The following is a 19,529-nucleotide window of genomic DNA, read 5'->3' on the forward strand; positions in this document are numbered from 1 at the left end:
ATCTCATATTAACGACCGGGGATCGTTCCGCCTACCACCGTTTGTGACGGGAGTTTTACAGCACAGAATTCGGCACCACGGCCTTCCGCCTTTAGTTGGAGGCACAGGGGGTAAAGATCAAGGGTCAACACGGTCCGTCCCTCCAATCCGCAGCCACTACGCGGCGCCGTACGCGGTGTGCGACAGCAAAACGGCGCCCTGCGGCGCCGTTTCAGAAAAATCCATTGCCGGCTCACGTCAGGCGCTGACGTTGCCCTTCTTTTCCTTCTGCTCGGAATAGATGTAGAGCGGCCTGGCGTTGCCTGACACCACCTCTTCCGAAATAACCACTTCGCGCACGCCTTCCAGTGCCGGCAGCTCGAACATGGTGTCGAGCAGGATCGCTTCCATGATCGAACGCAGGCCGCGTGCGCCGGTCTTGCGCTCGATGGCGCGCTTGGCGATCGCCGACAGCGCGTTCTCATGGAAGGTCAGGTCGACATTCTCCATCTCGAACAGCCGCTGATACTGCTTGACCAGCGCGTTCTTCGGTTCGGTCAGGATCTGGATCAGCGCCGGCTCGTCGAGATCCTCCAGCGTCGCCAGGACAGGCAGACGGCCGACGAACTCGGGAATGAGGCCGAACTTCAACAGATCCTCAGGCTCGACCAGGCGGAAAACATCGCCGGTGCGGCGATCCTCGGGCGAAGCGACGATGGCGCCGAATCCGATCGAGGTCTTTCTGCCGCGATCCGAGATGATCTTGTCCAGGCCGGCGAAAGCGCCGCCGCAGATGAACAGGATGTTGGCGGTGTCGACCTGCAGGAATTCCTGCTGCGGATGCTTCCTGCCGCCCTGCGGCGGCACGGAGGCGACAGTGCCTTCCATAATCTTCAAAAGTGCCTGCTGCACGCCCTCGCCCGACACGTCGCGGGTGATCGAGGGATTGTCCGACTTGCGCGAGATCTTGTCGATCTCGTCGATATAGACGATGCCGCGCTGGGCGCGCTCGACATTGTAGTCGGCCGACTGCAACAGCTTCAGGATGATGTTTTCGACGTCCTCGCCGACATAGCCGGCCTCGGTCAGCGTCGTCGCGTCGGCCATGGTGAAGGGGACGTCGATGATGCGGGCCAGCGTCTGCGCCAGCAACGTCTTGCCGCAGCCGGTCGGGCCGATCAGCAGGATGTTCGACTTCGCCAGCTCGACGTCGTTGTTCTTGCCGGCATGGGCGAGGCGCTTGTAGTGGTTGTGGACGGCCACCGACAGCACGCGCTTGGCGTAAGGCTGGCCGATGACGTAGTCGTCGAGAACCTTGAGGATTTCCTGCGGGGTCGGCACGCCCTCGCGCGACTTCACCATCGAGGTCTTGTTCTCCTCGCGGATGATGTCCATGCACAGTTCGACGCATTCGTCGCAGATGAACACCGTCGGCCCGGCGATCAGCTTGCGCACTTCGTGCTGGCTTTTGCCGCAAAACGAGCAATAAAGCGTGTTCTTGGAATCACCGCTGTTGTTGCCGACCTTGCTCATTTTCATGTCCTTTCATGGCCGCCCGCCGATGGTCTGGTTGAAAGGGCGCATATTCAATCTATCGCGGGAATCCGCTGCCGCCAGTGCCCCGGCTCCCGCAACGCATTCCGTACGAAACACAAATCGGAAAACGGGGCAATGATTCGAACAACCCCACGCAAAGCTAAGCCGTCGAAAATCAACATAGCCTTAACGTAGGCAATTGCACCCGTCGAGGGAACAGCCAATTGTGGCCGAAATGCCGCAAGCTGCGCCAAAAGCGCGTGATCCCGCCACTCATTGCCACCGCGGGGCCACCGCGGACCTATAAGGCAATACCTTCGACCGGCTCACGTGACGAAATGACCTTGTCGATGAGGCCGAAATCCCTGGCCTCGTCGGCAGTCATGAAATGGTCACGGTCGAGCGTTTTTTCAATCTCATCATAACTCTTGCCGGTGTGCTTGACGTAGACCTCGTTGAGGCGGCGCTTCAGCTTGATGATGTCCTGGGCATGGCGCTCGATGTCGGAAGCCTGGCCCTGGAAGCCGCCGGAAGGCTGGTGGACCATGATGCGGGCGTTCGGCGTGGCAAAGCGCATGTCCTTGTGGCCCGCCGTCAAGAGCAGCGAGCCCATCGAGGCGGCCTGACCGATGCAGAGCGTCGACACCGCAGGCTTGATGAACTGCATGGTGTCGTAGATCGCCATGCCGGAGGTGACGACGCCGCCGGGCGAGTTGATATAGAGGTTGATTTCCTTCTTCGGATTCTCCGCCTCGAGGAACAGCAGCTGCGCGCAGACAAGCGTCGCCATGCCATCCTCGACCGGGCCGGTGATGAAAATGATGCGCTCCTTGAGGAGCCGCGAGAAAATGTCGTAGGCCCGCTCGCCGCGATTGGTCTGTTCGACCACCATCGGAACGAGGTTCATGTAGGTTTCGACGGGGTTCTTCATGGACTATCCCTTTTTGAGGATGGGATTCCGGCGCCGGAGATTTGCAATCGGGCAGAATCGGTTCTGGATCGTTATTGTGTAAATAGGATGCCGGCTCACCCTAGCGCAAGGCCGCCTCTACTAGCCATCCGGTTAAGTCGAATCAAGGTTTCCAAACCAGTTTCGCCTGTCGCCGTGCCTGTAGCCCCTCTCCTGCCGTGGGAAGGGGCGCTCATGCTTGGCCGTTGTTAGCAGTTTCTTAACCCCATCGCTTAACGAAAAGTGGTGAAACCGCTTTTTCCGGCCACGGCTTACCCTACAATTCAACGTTGAACTCGCTTCGCAGTTCAAACAGGGGAGTGCTATGATCAAGAAAGTTGCTTCCTTGGCCCTTACCGGCATCAGCGTTCTCGGCATGGCGTCCGAAACGGCTGCCGGCGGACGCGCGGTCGAATGCTACGAGCAGGTCAATCGGCCGGCCGTCTACGACACCGTCTACGAGGAGGTGCTCGTCAGCCCAGCCGGCCAGCAGGTGCAGTATGAAGCGCCGATCTATGGGACGCGCGAGCGCGTGGTGCAGATCGCGCCGGCGCGCGTCAGCTACGAGATCGTGCCCGCCATCACCCGCACCATCTACCGGTCCGTGAGGGTCGATGACGGCGGCTATTCCTGGGAATGGCGCATCATTCATGGCCGCAAGGTGCTGTGCAAGGTCAGGCACAGGGCGCGCTATGAACGCGTGGCCGAGATCGTCGTGATTGAGCCGGAACGCCGGCGGCGCGTTGTCCTGCCCGCCGAATACGAGAGCGTCGCCGAAGAGGTGCTGGTGCGGCCGGAGCAGCGGCGCATCATCGAAATTCCGTCGTCTTATCAGACAGTGGCCCGCCGCGTGGTGGTCAGGGAGGGCTCATCCAGCTGGCGGCGCGTACATATTCCGAGGCATTGCCGATACTAGGCGCTCAGGCCGCCTCGGCCCTGAGCCATTTCTTCAGGCCGCCGACATCGCCATTGCCGACGCAGGCCGCAACCCTTCTGCCGACCGCCGCGCCGAACTTGTAGCCGTGGCCGGAGCAGGCCGAGACGACCAGGCATCTGCCTTTCCGGTGGGCCAGAAATTTCTCGTCGGCGGTGAAGGTGTAGGCGCAGGTGACCACTTCGGTGACCTTGTACTCGTCAATACGGGCAATCGGCGGTGAAAACAGGTTGCGGATCGCCTCGCCTTCGCCCGGCACCGGCTGACGGTTCCAGTCGGCATCGCTGGTCGGCACCCTGTGCAGGCCCGAGCCGAATTTCATGCCGGCCCCGCCCGAGGGCGGGATGGCGTAGCCGTCGACAGTGCCGCCGATGTTGAGGACGACCGGTGCTTCCTGCCAGACCGCTTTCAGGTCCGTCGGCGGTTCGACATAGGCGAGCGCGGTGCGCCAGGTTTTCAGCTCGCCATCCAGCTCCGGGAACAGTTTTAGCACCCAGGCGCCGGCAGCGACGACGATCCGGTCGGCCTGCATCGTTTCGCCGCCCGCCAGCACGACATGCCCGGCCTCGGCGTCGATCTCGACCACCTTGCTGTTTTCGTAGACATTGGCGCCGTTCGCGCGCAGCCACCTGGCGAGGCCGGCAGCGATCTTGCGGCAGTGCAGCGCGCCGCCGTCCGGCGAAAAATACGCATAGCGGAATGAACCAGGTTCTAGGAACGGCCAGCGTTCGACCGCGGCATCCGGCTCGAACAATTCGAACGGGTAGTTCCCGGCTTCCATGCCTTCGCGGTATTCCTCGGCCTCATCGCCCGGCTGGCGCGAAATGCAGATGAAGCCGCGCGGATCGAGATGGCTTTCACCGAGATCGGCCCACATCTCATCCCAGGCTTCATACGCTTCGGTGATCAGCCGGCCATAGCCCGTTCCGGCCCGGTAGGCGCGGCGGATGATGCGATGATGGTCGCCGGAGGCGGCGAGCGGATTGGGGATTGGTCCCTGCTCGACGATCGAGACGAGGTGACCGGCCTTGGCCAGCGACCACGCCGTCGAAAGCCCGGCAATGCCTGCACCGACCACGATCACATTCATGAAACCGTCCTTCCGCAGCCGCTTCGGCGGCTCGCCTCACGGGAGGGCCAACATACGGTCTGGCACCAGACAGGCAAGCCGCGCTAATGATCTGGCATGACCGAATTGAAGCCGCCCTACCTTGCCTTTGATCCAGCCTCCCGCCGCCTGCGGCTCGATCCGCACGAACCGGCTTTTTTCCAGGACCCTTACGAAGCCTATGCCTTCCTGCACGGCGCATCGAACGCCTTCGTCTGGGAAGAATTTGGTTTCTGGTGCTTTGGCGGCTTCGACGACGTCAACCGTCTGTTGCGCGATCGCCGCTTCGGCCGCCAGAACCCGGCCGGCATTCCGGACAGCCGGGGCATCGGCCAGGACCGCACGCATCTCAGCGCCTTCGACGACGTCGAGGCCAATTCGATGCTGGAGCTGGAGCCGCCTGTCCACACACGGCTCAGAACGCTGGTCAACCGCGCCTTCGTCTCGCGCCAGGTCGAGCGGCTCAGGCCACGTGTCGAGGCGCTGGCCAACGAACTGATCGACCGTCTCGAACCAGGAGGAGTCGACCTGCTGCCGGCATTCGCAGCTCCCTTGCCGATCACCATCATTGCGGAGATGCTCGGCGTGCCGGTCGACATGGGGCCGCAGCTGCTCGACTGGTCGCATCGGATGGTCGCCATGTACATGCATGGCCGCACCCGCGAGACGGAGGACACGGCCAATCGCGCCGCGCGCGACTTTTCCGATTTTCTGCGCGGCTACGTCGCCGAGCGGCGAAAGAGGCCGGGCGAGGATCTTCTGTCGCTGCTGATTGCGGCACAGGAGGACGGCCAGAAACTGTCGGAGGACGAGCTGGTATCCTCGGCCATCCTTTTGCTCAATGCCGGCCATGAAGCAACTGTCCACCAGACCGGCAATGCGGTGCGCTCGATCCTTGCGCAAGGCGGCGACGCGCGCCGCTTCTTCGCCTCACCGGAAGCAACAGCCGCGACGGTCGAAGAGTGCCTGCGCTTCGACGCGCCGCTGCACATGTTCACGCGCTACGCCTATCAGGAGGTCGAGGCCGGGCCGGGGATCATCGTCCAGCCGGGCGAGACGATCGGGCTGTTGCTCGGCATGGCCAATCGCGACCCTACTGCGTTTGCCGAGCCCCTCGCCTTCAGGCCGGACCGTGCCGACCAGAAGAACGTATCGTTCGGCGCCGGCATCCATTTCTGCATCGGCGCGCCGCTCGCCCGGCTCGAACTGCAGGTGTCGCTGAAAACCTTGTTCGACCGGCTACCGCAGCTGCATCTTGCCGAACAGCCGCGCTTCCGCGACACCTATCATTTCCACGGGCTGGAAACGCTTGCCGTCAGAATCTGAGGACGGCTTCCGACGACAGGCTTCGAAGCCGGCTCCGGCGAATTCCGGTCAAATAGGTAACATCTCAAGGCCGCGAGTGCCAAATAATCGCTGATTGAACGATGAAGCTACCGGAAGCAGGACCTCACACTAAAAATCCCGGATGCCTACAGAAATTCGGTCATGAAGCTTGAAGAGAGACGGGATTTGAATCTTTTTGCGTCGTCTCGCGGACGATGTCGAGGAAGGCCTTCAGCACCGGCGAGGGTTGTTCATGCCGGTAGATGATTGAAGTGTCGATAGACAAGGTTCGTCCCTGGATAGGGCGATAAACGACGCCGCTCCGGCGCAAATTTTGCAGACAGGCGGGCAGCAGCGAGACGCCCAGCCCGACGGATACAAGTCCGATGATTGTCTGCTTCGGCGTTGCTTCTCGAACGATCCTCGGGCTGAACCCGGATGAACGGCACAACCCGACGATCTCGTCATAGAGGGATGGATTGATGCTGCGCGGGAACTGAATCAACGCTTCGGAGGCCAAGTCGGCTAGCGCGACCTCTGCTTCCGAGGCCAGCCGATGCGTTTCCGGCAAGGCCACGATCAGGGGTTCGACCAGTATGCTTTCGACCTTCAATGCGTTGTGAACGACGGGAGGATGAACAAAACCGATATCGAGCTGGCGTTCGGCCACAGCCCTGACTTGATTGGGAATGCGCAGGTCGGTCAGGCTCAACTCGACCTCGGGATAGCGCTTGGTGAAGCGTTGGACGACAGACGGCACCACGCTGTAGATAGCCGCGTCGATGAATCCGACAGCAAGATGGCCGGTTTCGCCACGATCGGCTTTGCGAGCAAGCTCCACCGCCTGCTCTGTCTGCTGAAGCACGGCCCTAACCTCATCAAGGAACACACGCCCCGCCGCAGTCAGTTCGACCTTGCGCTTGGTGCGCTCCAGCAAGCGCACACCCATCGCCTGTTCCAGTTGCTGGATCTGCTTTGTCAGGGGCGGCTGTGAGATATGCAAGCGCGCTGCCGCGCGCCCGAAATGCAGCTCTTCGGCGACGGCCATGAAGGACTGCATCAGCTTGTGGTTCATCTTCAGCCTTTAATTTCCCAAATAGAATTACCCATGGCTCAAACGATATTGGAGGGAAAGTATCGGAATCTGCAAAATCCGGAAAGCTGCAAAATCCGGGAGACGCGCTTTGAAAAATTCCGAGATTTCACGCCGCCAGATGCTGAAAGTGCCGCTCATCGGCGCGACGATCGCCGCGACATCTCAATCCGGTCTTGTTTGCGAGGCCCTTGCCCAACCCGTTCCAGCTTCGTCGCCAGCGCCCCCTGGCGCTTTCGCCCACAATGTCGAAGCAGTGGGCTATACCGATCTCGATCATCGCCCAGCCTTCAAAATGGCGATCAGGCAGGTTGGCGAACGTTGGTATCTCTACACTGGGCACTTCTGGCACTCCGGCTGGAGCATCGTGGACCTGACCGACCCGGCCAAGCCCGAGACGGTCAAGTTCGTGCCCTATCTCGGCACGAATACTTGGACTCTACAAATAGATTTGTCCGGCGACACGATGGTGACCGCCCTCGAAAAGCCCTTTGCTAATTTCGGCGGTGACCCCGACGCACCGTTCGGCGAAGGCGTTCTGATCTGGGATATCGCGGACCCCATCAATCCGAAACAACTCAGTCACTACCGCACCGGCGGAAACGGCACGCATCGCAACCTCTATCCCGGTGGACGTTATGTCCACCTTGCCGCCGGCATGCCGGGTTACAGGGGCAACATCTACGTCATCCTCGATATTTCGGATCGCTCGAATCCGCGCGAAGCCGGACGCTGGTGGGTGCCGGGCCAGCACGAGGCCGGCGGCGAGAGCTTTGCGGCTGCGAAGCCCGCCACCGACCAGGAGACCGCCGATCGCTACCGGTTGCGACTGAAGCCGCAATGCATGTGCGGCGCCTTCTGCGCCAGCACGGGCGAGGATGTCTCGCTGCACGGCCCGCCTTATGTCACTGGCGATCTTGTCTATTTGCCTTATGGTGCGGCGGGAATCGTTGTGCTCGATATTAGCGATGTCTCCCAGCCGAGGCAGGTCGGCGGCCTGAGCTTCAGCCCTCCGTTTCACTCGCGCTTCGGTGTGCATAGCGTGCTGCCGATTCCAGAGCGCGGCATTGCCTTCGCCAATTCGGAGAACGTCACCTATGGACTTGGTCCGATGCATCACGCTTCGATCGTCGATATTTCCGATTCCAGTGAACCCTTTCTGCTGTCGCTGTTGCCCGAACCAGTGCCACCCGAAGGCGCTCCCTATTCGGATTTCACAACTCGTGGCGGCTGGCGCGGACCGCACAACATCAACCACCACCAGCATCATCCCGATGTCCAGAAACAAGGCGATCTGTTCTATATCGCGCACTTCAACGCCGGGCTCAGGGTCTATGACGTCTCGAATACTCGGCTTCCGCGCGAGGTCGGCTACTTCATCCCGCCGGAGCCAGTCCGACGCTACGGCCCTATGCCGGAAGACAAGCTGGTTGTTCAGACCGAGGACGTGGTCGTGGACCGGCGCGGCTTCATTTACATAACTGACAAGAACCAGGGGCTCTGGATTCTCCGCTACACCGGCCCGCGGCCGGAAACGGATCGAACGTGACGGTCACATTCACCCTGAATGAAGCCTTAGTCGGAGCGCGGAAGCGGAGGCAGTCATGATTTGCTGGGAAAGTTTCATGGCACCGCGGCATTATGAGCCGATACGGATTTTCCGACACGGACATCGATCGCCTTTTGTAAAGTCCGGCGCGATGCGAGATCAAAGCTTGATCACATACTCCTTGCGCGTCGTTTCAAGCACTTCCCAGCTGCCCTTAAAGCCCGGCCTCAGCACGAAACTATCGCCGGCTTTGACGGTGCGCGCCTTCCCGCCGTCTTCGGCGATCGCCGAGACCCCTGACAGGATGTGGCAGAACTCCCATTCGTCATATTCGATGCGCCATTTGCCCGGCGTTGCTTCCCAGATGCCGGCATAGAGGCCGCCGTCCTGTTCCTCGACATTCCAGGTGCGGAATTTCGGATCGCCCGAAATCAGGCGATCCGGCGCTGGTGCGCCAAGTTCCGGTTCGACGGTGTCGACGCCGACGGAAAGAAATTTCGGCGTGGTCATGGCGATCAAACCTTGGCGAGAGCCTGTTCCAGATCGGCGACGATGTCGTTGACGTCCTCGATGCCGACCGAAAGCCTGACCGTGTCAGGCCCTGCCCCGGCGTTGATCTTCTGCTCGTCGGAAAGCTGGCGATGCGTGGTCGATGCCGGGTGGATGACCAGCGACTTGGTGTCGCCGACATTGGCCAGATGCGAGAACAGTTCGAGCGCCTCGACGAACTTGATGCCCGCCGCATAGCCGCCCTTCAGCCCGAAGGTGAACACCGCGCCGGCGCCAAGCGGCGAGTACTTCTTCTGCAACGCGTTGTTCTTGTCGCCGGGCAAGCCGGGATAGGAAACCCAAGCGACCTTGGGATGGTTGGAGAGCCATCCGGCGACCGCCGACGCATTGTCGCAGTGGCGCTGCATCCTGAGCGGCAAGGTTTCCAGACCGGTCAGGATCAGGAATGCATTGAACGGCGAAATCGCCGCGCCGATATCGCGCAGCCCGAGCACTCGGGCGGCAATGGCGAAAGCGAAATTGCCGAAGGTTTCGTGCAGGACGAGGCCGCCATATTCGGGGCGCGGCTCCGACAGCATCGGATACTTGCCCGACTTCGACCAATCGAACGTGCCGCCGTCGACAATAGCGCCGCCGATCGAATTGCCGTGACCGCCGATGAACTTGGTCAGCGAATGCACGACGATGTCGGCGCCATGCTCGATCGGCCGCAGCAGATAGGGCGAGGCCAGCGTGTTATCGACGATCAGCGGCAGGCCGTGCTTGCGGGCGATGTCGCCAATCTTCTCGATATCGACGAAGACGCCGCCAGGGTTAGCCAGGCTCTCGATGAAGATCGCCTTGGTCCTGTCGTCGATCTGGCTCTCGAAGGTCGAGATATCATTGGTGTCGGCCCAGCGCACCTGCCAGCCGAAATTCTTGAAGGCGTGGCCGAACTGGTTGATCGAGCCGCCGTAAAGCTTTGTCGCGGAAACGAAATTGTCGCCGGGCTGCATCAGATTGTGGAAGACCAGCACCTGCGCGGCATGGCCGGAGGCGACCGCAAGGCCTGCCGTGCCGCCTTCGAGTGCCGCGATGCGCTCTTCCAGCACCGCCTGCGTCGGGTTCATGATGCGGGTGTAGATGTTGCCGAACGCCTTCAGCCCGAACAGCGAGGCGGCATGGTCGGCATCGTCGAAGACGAAGGAGGTGGTCTGGTAGATTGGAGTCGCTCGCGCGCCGGTCGCCGGATCCGGCTTGGCGCCGGCATGGACGGCGAGCGTGTTGAAACCGGGCGTGCGGGCCATCGAAAAACCTCCCTCAATGGTGAATGGTGAATGGTGAATGGTGAATGGTGAATGGTGAATGGTGAATGGTGAATGGCAAAGTCGGCCAGCCCCACCCTGATTGCAAGCGGCTCATATGCCGCCTTGCCCGCCTTCCAGAAAAATCTTTCTATTCACCATTCACTATTCACTACCTACTTCTGGCGAACGCCGAAACTCTGGAATCCCGGCCGCATCAGCGGCTTCTTCGACGACAAAACGCCGGAATTGACGCCGGTCCAGCCGATCTCGCCGGACAGCTTGCCATATTCGATCTTGGGGCAACGGTTCATCACCACCTTGATGCCGGCGGCCTCGGCGCGCGCGGCGGCCTCGTCATTGCGCACACCAAGCTGCATCCAGATGACTTTCGGCAGCGGATCGAGCCGCAACACCTCGTCCACGATGCCCGGCACGGCAGCGGAGCCGCGAAAGACGTCGACCATGTCGATTGGCTCTGGAACATCGGCCAGCCTGGCATAGGTCATCCGCCCGAGGATTTCCTTGCCGGCCTGGCCGGGATTGATCGGGAACACCGAAAACCCTTTGCCGAGCAGATATTTCAGCACGAAATAGCTCGGCCGCACGTCATTGGCCGATGCGCCGACCATGGCGATGGTCTTCACCGAATTGAGGATGCCGGCGATATAGGCGTTGTCGTAGGCGTCGTGGTTCATGCCTCGTCATACAGCGCTTCGGAGTGAGGTGCCAACAGCCGAGCAAGTGGCTTGCAATGGGCCAGGGAGAACGTCGTCAGCCCGGCAGCGAGATCGTTCCGTCTTCCGCAATCGGAAAGGCCGGATTGTACGCAACCTCCCAGACATGCCCGTCGGCATCGGCGAAATAGCCATACCAGCCGCCCCAGAAGGCGCGCCCGGCCGGCTTGACGATCTTGCCGCCAGCCTTCTCAGCCGCCGCAAGCACTTCGTCGACCTCGGCGTCAGAGCGGGTGTTGTAGGCGAGGTAGACGGCCGACGGCGCCTTCGAGAAGCTGACGCCCGAATCCTCTTCGGCGCTTGGGCGCGGAAACAAGCCAAGAATAGCGCCGCCCATCTGGAAGAAGGCAACGCCGTCGGTGATCCCGGCATGGCGGGTCAGGCCCATCGCCTCATAGAAGCGCGTCGCACGGTCGAGATCGTCGGTGGCGATGGTGATGATGGAGATGCGCGGTTCCATATCCGCCTCCTACTCCTCCGGCCATTCCGGCTTGCGCTTGCCGATGAAGGCGCCAATGCCCTCTTCCGCATCGCGCGCCAGCATGTTCTCGACCATGACTCGCCCGGTGTAATCATAGGCCTCGGCCAGCCCCATTTCTGCCTGTTCGTAGAAGGCTTCCTTGCCGATCTTGACGACCAGAGAGGATTTGGACGCAATGGTTTGCGCGTATTTGGTGACAATCTGATTCAGATATTCGCGCGGCACGACGCGGTTGACCAAGCCGAATTCCTTGGCGGTTGCCGCATCGATCGTCTCGCCGGTCAAAAGCATCTCCAAGGCGTGCTTGCGCGAGACGTTGCGCGACAGCGCCACCATCGGCGTCGAGCAGAACAGTCCAATATTGACGCCAGGCGTGCAGAAGGTCGCCTCGTGCGAGGCGATGGCGAGATCGCAGCTGGCGACCAACTGCAATCCGGCCGCCGTCGCCAGGCCGTCGACTTCGGCGATCACCGGCTTAGGATGGCGAACGATCGCCTGCATCAGTGAAGCGCAGGCGGAAAACGTCTTTTCGAAGAAGCCCCTGCCGCGATCGGCATCGGCGCGGTGCGCGCTCAACTCCTTGAGGTCGTGTCCGGCGCAGAACACCTTGCCGACCGCCCCGAGGACGATGACGCGGACGGATTTGTCGGCCTTGGCGCGGTCGAGTTCCGCCGTCAGCGCCGCCATCACTGCAAGCGAAAGAGCATTGGCCGGCGGATTGGCGAGCGTCAGGCGCAGCACGCCGTTGTCCAGCCTGGAGACGACCGGCCCTTCGGCAACGGCAGGCTTGATGGCGACGATTTCGGCCATGATCATTCCTCTGCGATTCCGGATCGATGATGGACTAATCTAGTATGCCGCCTCGCTTCGTCCAACTCCCTCGTCCGCTTCTGCCATAATGAATGGGGTGTTGCCAGAAACGCCACGTCGCGTTCATACATGCAGGGCGCAAACCGGGAGACTGAAATGCCCGCCCACAGCAATCTCAAGCCGGTGCTGGCGGCTGCCGAAATCAACGCGCTGATGGCGACCATTTTCCCGCAGCTCAACGACCAGTTCACCTTCTACGAGGCGTTGGAGGTGTTTCCAGGCGGCTGTGTCGTGCGGCTCAACGCCGACGAGCGCCATTTGCGTCCCGGCGGCACCGTGTCGGGTTCGGCGCTGTTCACGCTGGCCGACATAGGCGGCTATGTCTGCGTGCTCTCGCATGCCGGACCGGATGCGCTTTCGGTCACCACCAGTCTCAACATCAATTTCGTCCGCAAGGCCGAGGCCGGGCCGATCGACGGCCATTGCCGCATCCTCAAGCTCGGCAAGAGCCTGATGGTGTTCGATATCGACATCGTCGCCGGCCCGGAGGGACACACGGTAGCGCACGCAACGGGCACCTATTCGATCCCGCCAAAGCGGATTGACGGTGTGGTAAAATAATACCTTTCATCCAAGGCATTGTTTTTGCTGGATTTTGATAGCTCGCCGACATTTCACGCGCCTTGACGCAGTCGCCGTCCTCTCCTATAAGCCCTCACGGAACAGCGGCCCGCAAAGGCCGCCGTTTTGTTATTGGCGGCGGGCAAGCGCCTTTCGCCAATCCAAGCAACAAGAAACGCCTTCTTTTGAAGGTCCGAACCGAAAGCAACAATCCATGGCAACCTTTTCGCAGAAGCCTGCGGATGTGGTGAAGAAGTGGGTGCTGATCGACGCCGAGGGTCTCGTCGTCGGCCGTCTCGCCACTGTCATCGCCAATCATCTTCGCGGCAAACACAAGCCCACCTTCACCCCGCACGTCGACGACGGCGACAACGTCATCGTCATCAATGCCGACAAGGTGGTGTTCACCGGCAAGAAGTTCACCGACAAGGTCTATTACTGGCACACCGGCCATCCCGGCGGCGTCAAGGAGCGCACCGCGCGCCAGCTGCTCGAGGGTCGTTTCCCCGAACGTGTCGTCGAGAAGGCCGTCGAACGCATGATCCCGCGTGGCCCGCTCGGCCGTCGCCAGATGAAGAACCTCCGCGTCTATGCAGGCACGGAACATCCGCATGTCGCCCAGCAGCCCGTCGTCCTCGACGTGGCCAAGCTGAACGCCAAGAACAAGAAGGTTTCGTAAGATGGCTGAGCTTTCCTCGCTCGCAGAACTCGGAGCTGCCACCGGCAATACCAACACCCAGCCGGCCGCACCCGTCCACGTCCAGAAACTCGATAAGTCGGGCCGCGCCTACGCCACCGGCAAGCGCAAGAACGCCATCGCCCGCGTCTGGGTGAAGCCCGGCTCCGGCAAGATCGTCGTCAACGACAAGGTGTTCGCCGAATATTTCGCGCGTCCGGTGCTGCAGATGATCCTCAACCAGCCGATTATCGCCGCCAATCGCGCCGGCCAGTACGACATCGTTGCCACCGTCATCGGCGGCGGCCTTTCCGGCCAGGCGGGTGCCGTGCGCCACGGCATCTCCAAGGCGCTGACCTATTACGAGCCGGCGCTGCGCGCCGTGCTCAAGAAGGGCGGCTTCCTGACCCGCGACAGCCGCGTCGTCGAGCGCAAGAAGTACGGCAAGGCGAAGGCCCGCCGCTCCTTCCAGTTCTCGAAGCGTTAAACAGAGACCTGTTTTCTATCGATTTTGTCAAATGGGCTGCGTATTTCGCAGCCCCTTTTCTTTGTCGACATAGCAATCCCGCATCTTCAGGTGACCCAACATAATATTAGTAGTATCTTAATTACAGGCGCGTTCCAGATCCCAGGCCAGCAGCCAACTCCACAGAGCGGGAGCTGTGCACGTTGCGACGCGCCGGTAACCCGACGCTCGCGAAGGAGGAGGCAATGCGCATCCATTCCAGCAGTGTGTTTCTGGCAGCTGTCGCCGCCACTTGGGCATTCGCCGCGCCTGCGGCCGACAAAAGCGACGAGCAGCTGATCGAGAATGCGATTACAGCGGCACCGGCGGCTGTCGGCAAAAACGCCGCCGTCGTGAATTGGGAGATGAAAACGTTGAGGAAGGGCACCAACGGTTTCACTTGCATCCCGGACGACCCGAGCACTCCCGCCGACGACCCAATGTGCACGGATGAGAACGGGATGGCGTGGATGCACGCGATCATGTCCAAGAAGGAGCCGCCTGCAGGGAAAGTTGCTTTCGCCTACATGCTAAAAGGAGGCGATGCGGCCAGCAATACCGACCCCTTTGCAACCAAGCCGCCGGAGGGGGCCGAATGGCTGCATGATGGTCCGCACGTGATGGTCATGAACGCACCAGACATGATGGCCTTGTATCCCCACGAGCCGAACCCCACACAACCATACGTCATGTTCCCCGACACGCCCTACGCGCACCTGATGATTCCAGTCAAATAGATCAAGCAAGACCTGCCGCGAAACGTAGTGGCGGGTCACCTGAGGGAAGGGAGCCGCGCTTATTTTCGGGCGCGGCTCTCCCGGGTGTCAGGGCTGGCCGGCGGACGCCTTGATGAAGTCAATGAACGCCCGCAACGGCGCCGGCACGAGGCGCCGGCCGGGATAGTAAAGGAACGGCCCGGAGAAGCTCTGCCACCAGGGTTCAAGCAGCGGTTCGAGCGCTCCGCTCTCGAAGTGAGGACGTAGCCAATCCTCGAACAGGCTGATGATGCCGGTGCCGGCGATGGCTGCATCGACTTTGAGGTCAGTCGCCCCGCCCAGGGTCACGAGAAGCGGCCCCGTCGGGTCGACCCGCACCACCTCGCCGTCGCGCTCGAATTCCCACGGCGGCATCGCACGGCTGGCAAAGCGGCCGCGCAGGCAGGCGTGGCCGAGCAGGTCGCGCGGGTGTTGCGGCCGGCCATGACGATCCAGGTAGGCCGGGCTGGCGGCGGTGGCGAAGCGCTGCACACGCGGTCCGATCGGCACAGCGATCATGTCCTGCTCCAGCCGCTCCTCATAGCGGATGCCGGCGTCGCACCCCGCCGCCAGCACATCGACGAAGCTCTCCTCCGAGATCACCTCCAACCGGATGCCCGGATAGGCGGCGAGAAAAGGCGGAACGATGCTGGGCAGTACCAGCCGCGCCGCGCTGACCGGCACATTGAGGCGCAACGTACCTGCCGGCCTGTCGCGAAAGCCGTTCACTACGTCGAGGGCCGACTCCACCTCGGTCAAGGCAGGACCGAGCCGCGCCAGCAGGCCTTCGCCGGCTTCCGTCAGGACAACGCTGCGGGTCGTCCGGTTGAGCAGCCTGACACCGAGCTGCGTCTCCAGGCGCCGCACCGCCTCGCTCAAGCCGGACGCACTGCCGCCGCTGGCGCGTGCCGCATCCCGAAAACCTTTGGCGCGCGCTACGGCCACGAAGGCGTTCAGGTCCCCGAGATCAATCTGCATTGTTCGTCATTCCGCACAGCCCGTGCGAATTGTACCCAATTATCATGAGATCGGACAGCGTCTATCTGTGCACCGTTCCTGAAGGAGAAAGACCATGTCCAGCGTCGACCAGTCCGGCACATTCATCCTCGGCGACCGCAAGGTGAGACGGCTCGGCTACGGCGCCATGCAGCTCGCAGGGCCAGGCGTCTTCGGCCCACCAAAGGACCATGACACGGCATTGGCCGTACTGCGCGAAGCCGTTGCACAAGGCGTCAACCACATCGACACCAGCGACTTCTATGGCCCGCAGGTGACCAACCTGTTGATCCGCGAAGCGCTCGCACCCTATCCCGACGACCTCGTTATCGTCACCAAGATCGGTGCCCGACGCGGCACGGATGGCTCATGGCTGCCGGCCTTCTCGGCAGAAGAGCTGACACAGGCGGTGCACGACAATCTGCACAATCTCGGACTCGACGTGCTGGAGGTGGTCAACCTTCGGGTCATGTTCGACGCGCATGGCCCCGCCGAAGGGTCGATCGAGGCGCCGCTTGCGACGCTTGCCGAGCTCCAGCGACAGGGCCTCGTGCGCCACATCGGGCTGAGCAACGTCACCGCCGCACAGATCGCCGAAGGCCGCAGGATGTGCAGGATCGTCTGCGTGCAGAACCAGTACAATCTGGCGCATCGGGGCGATGATGCCTTGATCGACGATCTGGCCCGCGACGGCACCGCCTATGTGCCGTTCTTCCCACTTGGCGGCTTCAACCCGTTGCAGTCGTCGACCTTGTCCAAGGTCGCCGCACGCCTCGGCGCCACGCCCATGCAGGTCGCGCTCGCCTGGCTGCTTCGCCGCGCGCCCAACATTCTTCTGATTCCCGGCACGTCTTCCGTCGCGCATCTGCGGGAGAACCTCGCCGCTGCCGACCTCGAACTGTCGGACGATGTCATCAAGGAGCTGGATGGTGTGGCAATGGCGGCCTGCGGGTAGATTGCCGAAGGCAGTGATGAGCCAATCTCCCCCAAGTGGGTTCCCTTGCGGGGGAGATTGCCGGCAGGACAGCGAAGGAACCGCCGAGGCGCTGAAGGATCGTCGCATTTTTCTGCTACTACGCCACATTTTGTTCTTGCTTTGTGCCGGCAGCTATGCTACTAATCTGGGTATGGTGCTAATTGGCTCCAGCGACCCGCCCACGGAGGCGGGTTTTCTGTTTCTGGGTTCCTTCGAAAGTTTGGCGCTGCCGGCCTGGGGTAGGCGGGACAGCGCCCTTCTGCCCTGCCGGGCATCGTCACCACAAGAGGGAGATCCAATTCTCGCCGCGCCGGTCTAGTTGATGCTGGCCGTGTTGGCCGGCTCGGCCGGGCGCTTCTCACCGGCATAGGGCACGCGAAAACCGTTCGCCGCCAGCCAACTGATGGCGGCCTTCGGTTCGTCGGTCTGGATGATGGTGGCGCCGCGCTCGACCCAGAAGCCATAAGTCTCGCGCGGCAGGCTGGCCGCAACCGCCAGCTCGTCGCCGCGACCGCCGGCGAGGAAGCCTCCCGGCTTGTTGACGATGGCATAGGTGTCGGCCCAGATGTGCCAGTCGCCCCTCACCGCCAGCGCGCGCATGCGCGGGCTGAACAGCGGGCCGCCGGTCTCGGTCAGTGTCTCTGATCCCATGCGCCAGTTGATCATCTCGACCGCGCGCATCGGGAAGGCCCGGCCCACTTTCTCGGCAAACATGGCGTCGCGAACCGCGTCATCGGCGATAATCGGCATGAACTGGAAGCCGCTGCCGATCGCGTCCATGGCGGCCTTGACACTGGCAATCCGCTCCGCATTCCACAGGTTCTCCTTGACGATCACCTGTTCGGCCATGCCGAGGTCGCGCGCAACCGCGACCATGCCGACGAGGCTTTCGGTGTCGAGCTTGTTGTCGAGATTGATGAGGATCCTGTCCCTGGTCGTCATCAACATCTCGCGCAACGTCGAGACCGTCTCGCCCGTAACGGCGCCGGTGCCTTCGATCACCAAACGGCACGTCTTGAGTTCGGCCATCGTGCGGTTGACCACCTCACCCTTGCAATTCGTCGTGCGGTCGAGCCAACTGTCATGCATGACGACGAACTGTCCGTCCTTCGAGCGCCTTATATCGACCTCGACGATTTCGGCGCCCATTGCGATCGACGCCTCGGCGGCGGCGATCGAATTTTCGGGATAGAGCGTCTTGCCGGATTGCATGCCGCCGGCGCGGTGCGCGGCCACTATCACATGGTCGCGCCATTGGTTGGCGTGCTCGAAGCGGTCGAGAATCTGCCTGGCGCGCGTTTCGCCTGCCGATGCCTGGCCAAGGGAGAGCGCCAGCGCCGCGGAAAGTAGAAGGCTCAGCCAAATCGTTCGCATGAGACAGGTCGTTCGCACGAGAATCGCTCCGTACCGGGATCGCACCCCGGTTAAGCGATGCCCGTGACAGGCAGGTGAACGAAGCCGGCTTGCAAAATGCCGGAAAATCAGGTCAGCGCCGGCCGAAGCAGTCTTCGGCGGCTACTTTCGGTTGCTTGCCAGGCAATCTCCTGGCGAGCCTGCCGGGTTCGCCTGGCGAGCAAGGATTTGTGACCGGATCGAATGGCCATGATCCTCCGCAGGGGTCGCAATTCTGAGAATTATGTCCAATAAGGTTGCGCGTCGACGCACAGGAGATCGCTTCATGCCGCCAAGGACCATCGATCATGCCTTCACCACCCGCTCCAGGACGGGTGCGTCGTTCGAGCCGACCTATGCCGGCGCCCTGTCGTTCATGCGGCGCAAATATTCGAAGGACGTGAAGGACGCCGATGCGGTGGTGTGGGGCATTCCCTTCGACGCTGCGGTCACCAATCGGCCGGGCGCCCGTTTCGGACCGCAGGCAATCCGCCGCGCCTCGGCCATCCTCGACAACGACCCGCAATATCCGTTTTCGCGCGATCTGTTCGAACAGCTTGCCGTGGTCGATTATGGCGACTGCCTGCTCGACAGCGGCAATCACCAGAAGACGCCTGCCACGATCGAACGCGAAGCGGCCAAGATCCTGAAATCCGGCGCCTTTCTGCTGTCACTCGGTGGCGATCACTTCGTCACCTGGCCGCTGCTCAAGGCGCATGCCGCCATCCATGGCCCGCTGGCTCTGGTGCAGTTCGACGCACACCAGGACACCTGGCCCGACGACGGCAAGCGCATCGATCACGGCTCCTTCGTCGGCCGTGCAGTCAAGGAGGGCATCATCGACCCCGACCGGTCGATCCAGATCGGCATCCGCACCCATGCGCCCGACACGTTCGGTATCAAGATCCTATACGGCCATGAAGTGGAGGAAATGCGTGCGTCCGACATCGCGTATGCCATCGTCGACCGTACGGGCGGCAAGAAGACCTATGTCACTTTCGACATCGATTGCCTGGACCCGGCTTTTGCGCCCGGCACCGGAACGCCGGTCGCGGGAGGCCCGTCTTCGGCAAAGATCCTGTCGGTGCTGCGCCAGATCAACCAGCTCGATATCGTCGGCGCCGACGTCGTCGAGGTTGCGCCAGCCTATGATCACGCCGATATAACGGCGATTGCCGGCTCGATGGTGGCCATGCACTATCTCGGGCTGCTGGCGGAACGAAAGGCCCGGCTCGAGGAAATGAACCAAGGCAATCACAGCGTTGCCGGATTGAATCAGGCGAGCGGCATATAGCTTTGAGATAACAGGAATT

General features: G+C 61.8%; 20 protein-coding genes. 9 read left to right on the top strand and 11 right to left on the bottom strand.

What is annotated here, in order from left to right; all coding sequences use genetic code 11:
* Positions 1-237: 237 nt before the first annotated feature.
* Together clpX and NKI39_RS17715 are read right to left on the bottom strand one after the other, a co-directional pair.
* The gene (gene clpX / locus NKI39_RS17710; RefSeq protein ID WP_006332719.1) at positions 238-1,512 is read right to left on the bottom strand and encodes an ATP-dependent Clp protease ATP-binding subunit ClpX; all 1,275 of its coding nucleotides are present in this window, start codon (positions 1,510-1,512) and stop codon (positions 238-240) included.
* Positions 1,513-1,816: 304 nt separating this feature from the next.
* A complete protein-coding gene (locus NKI39_RS17715; RefSeq protein WP_023674655.1) occupies positions 1,817-2,446 on the bottom strand; it encodes an ATP-dependent Clp protease proteolytic subunit in 630 nt (209 codons plus the stop codon).
* Between the two features lie 343 nt (positions 2,447-2,789).
* Here NKI39_RS17715 and NKI39_RS17720 point away from each other — a divergent pair, with 343 nt between their 5' ends.
* Positions 2,790-3,380 (top strand): hypothetical protein, encoded by a 591-nt coding sequence (locus tag NKI39_RS17720; RefSeq protein ID WP_352833289.1) that lies wholly within the window; start codon positions 2,790-2,792, stop codon positions 3,378-3,380.
* Between the two features lie 4 nt (positions 3,381-3,384).
* Here NKI39_RS17720 and NKI39_RS17725 read toward each other — a convergent pair whose 3' ends face one another.
* Positions 3,385-4,488, bottom strand: coding sequence for an NAD(P)/FAD-dependent oxidoreductase (locus tag NKI39_RS17725; protein WP_352449347.1), 1,104 nt, complete (start codon positions 4,486-4,488; stop codon positions 3,385-3,387).
* Positions 4,489-4,584: 96 nt separating this feature from the next.
* On the opposite strand from NKI39_RS17725, the gene NKI39_RS17730 reads away from it, so the two are divergent.
* Entirely contained in the window at positions 4,585-5,832 is a 1,248-nt protein-coding gene (locus NKI39_RS17730; RefSeq protein ID WP_352833292.1) for a cytochrome P450, read from the top strand.
* Positions 5,833-5,992: 160 nt separating this feature from the next.
* On the opposite strand, the gene NKI39_RS17735 is transcribed toward NKI39_RS17730, so the two are convergent.
* Positions 5,993-6,907, bottom strand: coding sequence for a LysR family transcriptional regulator (locus NKI39_RS17735; RefSeq protein ID WP_352682001.1), 915 nt, complete (start codon positions 6,905-6,907; stop codon positions 5,993-5,995).
* A gap of 109 nt (positions 6,908-7,016) precedes the next feature.
* On the opposite strand from NKI39_RS17735, the gene NKI39_RS17740 reads away from it, so the two are divergent.
* A complete protein-coding gene (locus NKI39_RS17740; RefSeq protein WP_352833295.1) occupies positions 7,017-8,474 on the top strand; it encodes an LVIVD repeat-containing protein in 1,458 nt (485 codons plus the stop codon).
* A 159-nt stretch (positions 8,475-8,633) separates the two neighbouring features.
* On the opposite strand, the gene NKI39_RS17745 is transcribed toward NKI39_RS17740, so the two are convergent.
* The 5 genes from NKI39_RS17745 to NKI39_RS17765 form a co-directional block, all read right to left on the bottom strand.
* A complete protein-coding gene (locus tag NKI39_RS17745) occupies positions 8,634-8,984 on the bottom strand; it encodes a cupin domain-containing protein (protein ID WP_352501543.1) in 351 nt (116 codons plus the stop codon).
* 5 nt (positions 8,985-8,989) lie between these two features.
* On the bottom strand, positions 8,990-10,270 hold the full coding sequence (locus tag NKI39_RS17750) for an O-acetylhomoserine aminocarboxypropyltransferase (protein ID WP_352501542.1): 1,281 nt from the start codon (positions 10,268-10,270) through the stop codon (positions 8,990-8,992).
* A gap of 173 nt (positions 10,271-10,443) precedes the next feature.
* Positions 10,444-10,965 (bottom strand): CoA-binding protein, encoded by a 522-nt coding sequence (locus NKI39_RS17755; protein WP_352682009.1) that lies wholly within the window; start codon positions 10,963-10,965, stop codon positions 10,444-10,446.
* Between the two features lie 76 nt (positions 10,966-11,041).
* Entirely contained in the window at positions 11,042-11,464 is a 423-nt protein-coding gene (locus NKI39_RS17760) for a VOC family protein (RefSeq protein ID WP_352833298.1), read from the bottom strand.
* Positions 11,465-11,473: 9 nt separating this feature from the next.
* Positions 11,474-12,295 carry an enoyl-CoA hydratase gene (locus tag NKI39_RS17765; protein ID WP_352833301.1) on the bottom strand — a complete coding sequence of 274 codons (822 nt, stop codon included), beginning with the start codon at positions 12,293-12,295 and terminating at the stop codon, positions 11,474-11,476.
* 156 nt (positions 12,296-12,451) lie between these two features.
* Here NKI39_RS17765 and NKI39_RS17770 point away from each other — a divergent pair, with 156 nt between their 5' ends.
* The 4 genes from NKI39_RS17770 (at position 12,452) to NKI39_RS17785 (ending at position 14,834) form a co-directional block, all read left to right on the top strand.
* Positions 12,452-12,916: a PaaI family thioesterase gene (locus tag NKI39_RS17770; protein WP_352542427.1), complete on the top strand. Its 465-nt coding sequence runs from the start codon at positions 12,452-12,454 to the stop codon at positions 12,914-12,916.
* A gap of 214 nt (positions 12,917-13,130) precedes the next feature.
* A complete protein-coding gene (rplM, locus tag NKI39_RS17775) occupies positions 13,131-13,595 on the top strand; it encodes a 50S ribosomal protein L13 (protein WP_023674645.1) in 465 nt (154 codons plus the stop codon).
* Between the two features lies 1 nt (position 13,596).
* The gene (rpsI, locus tag NKI39_RS17780) at positions 13,597-14,079 is read left to right on the top strand and encodes a 30S ribosomal protein S9 (RefSeq protein ID WP_023674644.1); all 483 of its coding nucleotides are present in this window, start codon (positions 13,597-13,599) and stop codon (positions 14,077-14,079) included.
* Positions 14,080-14,303: 224 nt separating this feature from the next.
* Entirely contained in the window at positions 14,304-14,834 is a 531-nt protein-coding gene (locus tag NKI39_RS17785) for a hypothetical protein (protein WP_352542425.1), read from the top strand.
* An 87-nt stretch (positions 14,835-14,921) separates the two neighbouring features.
* On the opposite strand, the gene NKI39_RS17790 is transcribed toward NKI39_RS17785, so the two are convergent.
* Positions 14,922-15,830 (bottom strand): LysR family transcriptional regulator, encoded by a 909-nt coding sequence (locus NKI39_RS17790; RefSeq protein WP_352614137.1) that lies wholly within the window; start codon positions 15,828-15,830, stop codon positions 14,922-14,924.
* Between the two features lie 94 nt (positions 15,831-15,924).
* On the opposite strand from NKI39_RS17790, the gene NKI39_RS17795 reads away from it, so the two are divergent.
* Complete coding sequence (locus tag NKI39_RS17795) at positions 15,925-16,803, top strand: aldo/keto reductase family oxidoreductase (RefSeq protein ID WP_352833305.1); 879 nt, start codon at positions 15,925-15,927, stop codon at positions 16,801-16,803.
* A 336-nt stretch (positions 16,804-17,139) separates the two neighbouring features.
* Here NKI39_RS17795 and NKI39_RS17800 read toward each other — a convergent pair whose 3' ends face one another.
* Positions 17,140-18,198 carry a glycerophosphodiester phosphodiesterase family protein gene (locus tag NKI39_RS17800; protein WP_352745892.1) on the bottom strand — a complete coding sequence of 353 codons (1,059 nt, stop codon included), beginning with the start codon at positions 18,196-18,198 and terminating at the stop codon, positions 17,140-17,142.
* A 304-nt stretch (positions 18,199-18,502) separates the two neighbouring features.
* Here NKI39_RS17800 and speB point away from each other — a divergent pair, with 304 nt between their 5' ends.
* Entirely contained in the window at positions 18,503-19,510 is a 1,008-nt protein-coding gene (gene speB / locus NKI39_RS17805) for an agmatinase (RefSeq protein ID WP_352471982.1), read from the top strand.
* Positions 19,511-19,529 lie beyond the last annotated feature (19 nt).

This window comes from Mesorhizobium sp. M0664 (assembly GCF_040320565.1).
Lineage (GTDB): Bacteria > Pseudomonadota > Alphaproteobacteria > Rhizobiales > Rhizobiaceae > Mesorhizobium.